At 57.0% G+C, this 7,274-nt stretch carries 5 protein-coding genes and 1 pseudogene; 4 read left to right on the top strand and 2 right to left on the bottom strand.

Features of this window, described 5'->3' with window-relative positions; all coding sequences use genetic code 11:
- Nucleotides 1-235: 235 nt before the first annotated feature.
- Both A3730_RS15870 and A3730_RS15875 read left to right on the top strand, forming a co-directional pair.
- Nucleotides 236-808 (top strand): TetR/AcrR family transcriptional regulator, encoded by a 573-nt coding sequence (locus A3730_RS15870; protein WP_063521391.1) that lies wholly within the window; start codon nucleotides 236-238, stop codon nucleotides 806-808.
- Nucleotides 809-828: 20 nt separating this feature from the next.
- Nucleotides 829-1,269 carry a YchJ family protein gene (locus A3730_RS15875; protein ID WP_063521392.1) on the top strand — a complete coding sequence of 147 codons (441 nt, stop codon included), beginning with the start codon at nucleotides 829-831 and terminating at the stop codon, nucleotides 1,267-1,269.
- Between the two features lie 78 nt (nucleotides 1,270-1,347).
- On the opposite strand, the gene A3730_RS15880 is transcribed toward A3730_RS15875, so the two are convergent.
- Entirely contained in the window at nucleotides 1,348-2,838 is a 1,491-nt protein-coding gene (locus A3730_RS15880) for an NAD(P)/FAD-dependent oxidoreductase (RefSeq protein WP_063521393.1), read from the bottom strand.
- A gap of 266 nt (nucleotides 2,839-3,104) precedes the next feature.
- Here A3730_RS15880 and A3730_RS15885 point away from each other — a divergent pair, with 266 nt between their 5' ends.
- Nucleotides 3,105-4,526 (top strand): fatty acid desaturase, encoded by a 1,422-nt coding sequence (locus A3730_RS15885; RefSeq protein WP_063519051.1) that lies wholly within the window; start codon nucleotides 3,105-3,107, stop codon nucleotides 4,524-4,526.
- 99 nt (nucleotides 4,527-4,625) lie between these two features.
- Here A3730_RS15885 and A3730_RS15890 read toward each other — a convergent pair whose 3' ends face one another.
- A complete protein-coding gene (locus A3730_RS15890) occupies nucleotides 4,626-5,675 on the bottom strand; it encodes an AraC family transcriptional regulator (protein WP_231880505.1) in 1,050 nt (349 codons plus the stop codon).
- Nucleotides 5,676-6,157: 482 nt separating this feature from the next.
- On the opposite strand from A3730_RS15890, the pseudogene A3730_RS15895 reads away from it, so the two are divergent.
- Nucleotides 6,158-7,039 (top strand): annotated as a pseudogene (locus tag A3730_RS15895) (alkane 1-monooxygenase).
- The last annotated feature ends 235 nt before the right edge of the window (nucleotides 7,040-7,274 follow it).

Consider the following 7,274-nt stretch of genomic DNA (forward strand, 5'->3'; position numbering starts at 1 on the left):
CGCTGCCCTGCTGCTCATTGCCCAGCAGCACAAACCAGTCGCTGTCGAACAGCACATCCAGCCCGAAATGCCGCTGCCAGAAATCCCGGCAGGCCACCTTGTGGTCGGTGACCACGATGGGGTAGCGGTCGCTGATTTTCATCTGATACCTCCTTGTAAAAAAACAGACAGGCAGTCTGCTTTGAGAAAATAAAAACAAACTGATAGTCTGTTTGTCAACCAAAAGAGGAAAACCATGGCCACCAATGCACAGCGCCGCGCCCAGACCCGCGGCTGCCTGATCAATGCCGCCCGCCACCTGTTTGCCGAACAGGGCTACGCCGACACCAGCACGGACACCATTCTGTCCGGCGCCGGGGTCACCCGTGGCGCCATGTATCACCATTTCCGCAACAAGGCAGAGCTGTTCGAAGCGGTCTGTGATCTGCTCAGCCAGGAAGCCATGGCTGCCATTGAGAAAGCCGTGGACGGCCAACGCGGCAGCCTGGCCACCCTCAAGGCCGGCAGCCTGGCCTGGGTGGATTTCATGGCCCGGGACAATGTGCGGCGCATCCTGGTGGTCGAAGCTCCCTCGGTACTGGGTCAGCAACGCTGGCGGGCCCTGGATGAGCGTTACAGTTTCCCGCTGTTGCGCGAGGGCATTCGCGAAGCCATGGCGGAAGGCGCCCTGCACTTTGCTGGCAGCGCCGAAGGGCTCGCGGAGCTACTCAATGGCGCCATGAATGCACTGGTACTGAATGACCCAAGGGGAGAGAATTTGCCTCAACGACGCCAGGACCTGCTGGCCCTGTTTGATCGCTTTTGTTGATTGCTTCCGCGGAGACCCCCATGACTGCCTGCCCCTGCCAGTCCGGCCTGGATTACGCCCACTGTTGCCAACCCCTGCATCAGGGCAAGCCCGCCGCGTCACCGGAAGCGTTGATGCGCTCACGGTTTTGCGCCTTTGCCTTAAAAAATACCGATTACATTGCACAGAGCTGGCACCTGAGCCAACGCCCTGCCGGGCTGGATTTGGATGACGATCAGCAGTGGCTGGCGCTGGCGATCATTGCCAGCGATGAAGAGGGCGATACCGGCTGGGTTCATTTTCGCGCCACCAGCAAGGACCGTCACGGCCTGGGTGTGCTGGAAGAACGCTCGCGGTTTGTGAAGGAAAATGGCCACTGGTATTACCTGGACGGAACCCCCTCGGTAACAACCTTAAAGCCCGGCAGAAATGATCCCTGCCCCTGTGGCAGCGGCAAGAAATTCAAAAAATGTTGCGGGTGAAAGGCAGCAACGAGTTTCGATTTGCGAAAGGCAAAGCCGTGAGTGATTTTTTGGTTTCTAAACTCGCACGCTCACCATTCAGGAAAACGCCAGAAACCCGTCTTCCACTGGTTCTTCCAGCAGCATATGCCTGTCATAGGCATAATGGTTCATCACTTTCCACGGATGCCCCTGGCCCTGCCGAGGCAACAAATGGCTGGCGCGTTGTACATAACCGGACCCCAGCGCATCCATGATGGAATGGTCCTGCTGCGATTGCGCGCATTCGGCCCGGGGCGTCACCACAGCAAGCCGGTTTTCTTGCAGATAATTGAGCAGCCGGCACACGTAGGCAGCAGCCAGATCGGCCTTGAGCGTCCAGGACGCATTGGTATACCCGAACACCCAGGCCATGTTGGGCACTCCCTCCATCAGCACGCCTTTGTAAGTCATGCGCTGACTCACATCCAGCGGCGCACCATCAACCGATAACGTCATGCCGCCAAGCACCTGAAGATTCAGCCCGGTGGCGGTAACAATAATGTCCGCTTCCAGCTCCCGCCCGGATTTCAACAGGATGCCATTTTCCGTAAAGGTCTCGATATGATCGGTGACAATGGTCGCCTTGCCATCGCGCAGGTCCTTGAACAGATCCGCATCCGGCACCGCGCACAGGCGCTCGTCCCAGGGCATATAAGAAGGGCTGAAATGGGCCATATCCACGCCATCGCCCACATGCCGCTTGACGTTGGACAACAGCAGTTTGCGCATAAATTTCGGGTATTTTTTTGACGCTTTATAAATCAGGCGCTGCAGCTTGATATTGCGCCACCGTGCCATACCAAACACCCAGTCCGAAGGCAGCACCGCATCCAGCAGTTCGGATAATTTGTCATGGCCGGGAATGGAAAAAATATAGGAAGGTGAACGCTGCAGCATGGTGATATGAGCGGTTTCCTCCGCCATGGAGGGAACCAGTGTAACGGCCGTGGCACCACTACCAATCACCACCACTTTTTTATCCTTGTAATCCAGATCCTCCGGCCATTGTTGAGGATGGACACAGCGCCCCTTGAAGCGATCCATGCCTGGAAAATCAGGTAAATAGCCCTTGTCGTAATTGTAATAACCGGTGCAGCCAACCATAAACCGGGCGGTGAACGTCTCGGTTTCTCCACTATCTTCATGGGTTACTGTCACTGTCCAGCGCTGATCCTTTTCCGACCAGTCCGCCGAGGTAGTTTTCAGGCCATAGCGGATATGCTCTGTGACCCCAAAGGCGTCCGCCGTTTCATGAATATAATGACGAATGGAGGGCCCGTCGGCCAACACTTTCAATTCATTCCAGGGACGAAAACCATAGCCAAAACTGAACATATCAGAATCGGAACGAATCCCCGGATAACGGAACAGATCCCAGGTTCCTCCCATGGCCTTGCGCCGCTCAACAATAGCAAAACGCTGGTCCGGGCAATCCTTGCCAAGATGACAGGCCATGCCGATACCCGACAGCCCTGCACCGATTATCAGGACATCCACATCATTACCGGTGTGTTCATTATTTTCGGCATGCTTGTGCTGGCTAACCATGAGAACGCTCCCTTAAACAGCCGGTCAAATCATCACGTAAAGAGTTCCTTTACCGTTCACCATCCCATTGCCAACAACCACAGGCAACCGACTTTTTCTGCCTGCCCCGTATCCGCCAGGTCACGCAGCATGCATCCACGGAATGGCCCTTGCATTTTTACGTCCAAAGTAATCATCAGGCCGTTTCCAAGTCTATACAAAGCAGTACTTGGCCCCATTCCATAAGGGGTATAGCGTTAAACGAAAAGCAGAACAAAGGTGGCACCATGGCATCAACAGACTCAACCACCACACTCCCTGACTGGCACGACGGGAAACGTTACCTTTGGTTACTCAGCCCGGCGATCCCCGTGCTGGCTGTTTCGTTTCTTCTCATTTATCTGTTTATCTGGCCCTGGCCCGGGTTGCTCTGGGGCGGCCCTTTCCTCGTGTACGGTCTGATTCCCTTTGCCGATTGGGTGGTAGGGGCCGACACCAGCAATCCACCGGAATCTGCCGTCCCACAGCTGGAAAGCGATACCTACTACCGGCTGATTGTTTATGCCTACATCCCGACCCAGTATCTGGCCACTATCCTGGGCGCCTGGCTGGTGGCCAGCGGGGATGTGCCACTGTGGGGCCTGGTCGGTCTGGTCTTCAGTGTCGGCGCGGTTAACGGCATTGCCATCAATACCGCCCACGAACTGGGCCACAAGAAAACCCGATCCGAACGCTGGCTGGCCAAGATCACTCTGGCCCCGGTTGCCTACGGGCACTTTTTCGTGGAGCACAACAAAGGGCACCACAAAAACGTGGCCACCCCCGAGGATCCGGCCAGCTCGCGCATGGGCGAATCATTCTGGGCGTTTCTGCCGCGTACCATGATCGGTAGCGTGAAATCCGCATGGCAAATTGAAGCGCAACGTCTGCAACGTTGTGACCAACCACTGTGGTCCCTGAAAAATGAAAACCTGCAAAGCTGGCTAATGACCGTTGCCCTGTTCGGACTATTAACGCTGTGGCTGGGCTGGGTGGTTTTACCGTTTCTGCTTCTGCAGGCGTTTTATGGTGCCTCCCTGCTGGAAGTGATTAATTACATGGAACATTACGGGCTGCTTCGGCAGAAAAAACCTGACGGTCGCTACGAGCGCTGTGAGCCCCGGCATTCCTGGAACAGCAATCACATCGTCACCAATCTTTTCCTCTATCAATTGCAGCGCCATTCCGATCATCATGCCAACCCGACCCGCCGCTTTCAGGCGTTGCGCCATTTTGATGACAGCCCGCAACTGCCCTCCGGCTATGCATCCATGCTGATACCCGCTTACCTGCCTTTTGTCTGGTATCAAAAAATGGACCCGCTGGTCTATCAGCATTACAACGGCGACCTGACCCGGGCCAATCTACAACCGGGAAAACGCGACGCGCTACTGAAAAAATGGCAACGCCCGGTGGTGAGTTATCGCAGCGCCGATTCTGAACCCGATGTGCAGCAAGATGGCGTTGAGGCGGCGCGCCAGGCCGAACAGGACATCGACAAGGCTCACCAGTTTCAGTGCCCAAACTGCGGCTACACCTACGACGAGCAACACGGCGATGAAAACGAAGGGTTCCCGCCCGGCACCCGCTGGCTACAAATCCCCAACGACTGGGCCTGCCCGGACTGTGCAGTACGCGAGAAAGTCGATTTCGTCCTCAAGCAACACTGACGGACACCCTCCGGCGACTTCCCCCCCCCTGTAGCCGGAGGGATTTTTTTGTTTAGCGTGGATAGCACGTTTCTTGCAGCTTGACAGGCTTGTCTCGAATTACGACCGAGACCGGCGCATGGCCAACGGCGTAATGCCGAACCAGCGCCGGAAAGTGCGACTGAAGTTGGAGGTGTCCTGGTACCCCAGCTGTTCCGCAATGCGTTCCACCGGGTCCGCCGTTTCCATTAACAGCCAGCACGCCAATTCCCGGCGCACCTCATCGAGCAACTGCTGATAGCTCGTCCCTTCCGCTTTGAGTTTGCGAATCAGCGTGCGCGGTGACATGGCGAATTCGCTCGCCATGGTTTCCAGTGAAGGGAAAGCGCCGGGCTGATCCAGCAACACCAGTCCCACCTGCTGACTGAACGGCCCACCCTGTTCCAGCTGTTTGCGCTGATGTTCGCAATCACGCAACGCAGTGCGATGCATGGCCGGATCTGCGGTCAGGCAACGTTTGTCTAACTGGTGGCTGGCAATCACGATCTCGAACTGTGTCGTGCCAAACTGCACCGCACAACCCAGTAGCCGCTCATATTCCGGCGACCACTGGGCGTCTGGCAGTGGCAGTGACACACGAATATCCCGGCCACGTTGCGGCAGCACCGCATCAATCATCTGAAAATAGGTGCCCAGCAAGGCACCGTAAAGAAACTCACGGGCCTCGCCCAATGGCTGCCTCTCGGTGATGATAAGGCGACCCTCGCCGCCTTCCTCGACAAACGCCAGGTCCGTCAGCTGCAGGCGAATCGAGGCGAAACGCGCAATCACCTGATGCATAGCACGCAGATCGGCGGCGGAAACCACGGCATACCCGAGCGCACCATGGGCTGACACCGAGGTGGCATTGGCAATATGCAGCCCGATCCAGGGCTGGCCAGTTAACGCCACGGCTCGGCGAATCAGCCGCGTCAGTTGTTCCTGGCTGAGGTAGCGGTGTTCGCTGAGCAGCTGCTGCCATTCCAGCCGGGTGCCGGCAAAAATATCCGCATCGGTAAACCCCTGCCCATGGAGGTGAGCACACAGCAACCGGCTATAGGTGGGGTGAATGGCCGGACGCAGCCGTTCAACCATGGATACCCCGTGTTCCTCCACCATCACATTTTTCACTACCGCCCTCGCTCCCGCTGGATGCCACCCAGCTTACTCTGAAACACACTGTTTAACCTGTCACTTTATGACGATTTATTGCCACCTCCTGCGGTGCTGCTACCCAGCACAGCGGCGCAATATGGCAGCAAGACATGAACTTGCACACAACAACGAGGCCTCTTATGAACAAGGCAAGCGTATTTATCGGCCCCTCCGGGGTCGAATACCGGGATCGCAAGCGTCACCTGTGGATGGTATCCCTGTTAGTCCCAGGCACCGTATTCCTGGGCCCATTGCTGTATATGACCACCGGCAACGCCTTGTTGCTGTGGCTGCCGCTGGCCTTCTATTACCTCACCATTCCCGTGCTGGACATGCTGATCGGTGAAGACCAGAGCAACCCACCGGAGGAGGTTGTCCCGCAACTGGAAGCGGATCACTTCTACCGCAGGATGACCTATGCCCTGGTGCCAATCCTGCTTGGCGCCTACCTGTTTGGCATGTGGTTTGTGGGCACTCACACTCTCCCCCTGCATGGCGTCATCGCCATGGTGCTGATGACGGGCACCATTTGCGGCGGCGCCGGGCTCAATCTGGGCCACGAGCTGGGCCACAAGAAAACCCGTATTGAGCGCTGGCTGGCAAAGCTGGTTCTGGCGCCCCTGGGCTACGGCCACTTCCCCATTGAGCATAACAAGGGCCACCACCGCGACGTGGCCACCCCGGAAGACCCTGCCTCGTCGCGGCTGGGGGAAAATATCTGGAAGTTTGCCGCCCGCGAAATCCCTGGCACCTTCAAACGTGCCTAGCGGCTGGAAAAGGCGCGCCTGCAAAAAGCCGGCAAACCGGTATGGTCCGTGCACAATGACATTCTTCAACCCGGCCTGCTGAGCCTGTTGATCTGGGGTAGTGTTATTGCCCTGTTTGGCTGGAAAATGGTGCCTTTTATTGCTGCCGTCACTCTCTGGTCCTACCTGCAGCTGACCTCCGCCAATTATGTGGAACACTATGGGCTGCTGCGTCACAAGGATGGCAATGGCCGCTATGAACGGACTCAGCCCCATCACAGCTGGAACAGCAACCACATGTTTTCCAACTGGGCTACGTTTCACCTGCAACGTCACTCCGACCACCACGCCCACCCGGCACGGCGCTACCAGAGCCTGCGTCATTTCGAAGACCTGCCCACGCTCCCGAACGGTTACTTCGGCATGTTCCTGATCAGCTACATCCCGCCGCTGTGGTTCCGGGTGATGGATAAGCGCCTGCTGGAAAAGGCGGATTACCAGGCTGCCAATATCAATTTCGATCCCGCCAGGCGAGCCGCCCTGATCCGCAAATACGCCATCAAGGAATCCGCCCCGACACAACAGGCCGCCTGAACGGGTTTCCCCTTTACCGCGCCCGCTCTTGCGGGCGCGTTCTTTTTTGCCCTGCACACGTCCTGTCTCACCGGTTACGTATCCGCCCCCCAATGGCTTAGGATACGAACACAGTCAGACTTTCCATTGCGCTGATCCATTTCGCTGATTCTTCAAGGAGTCTCCATGAGCGATTCACAATTTGATGTGGTGGTCTTTGGGGCCACCAGTTTCGTTGGCCAGATTCTCTGCCAGT

Source organism: Alcanivorax sp. HI0044 (assembly GCF_001634945.1).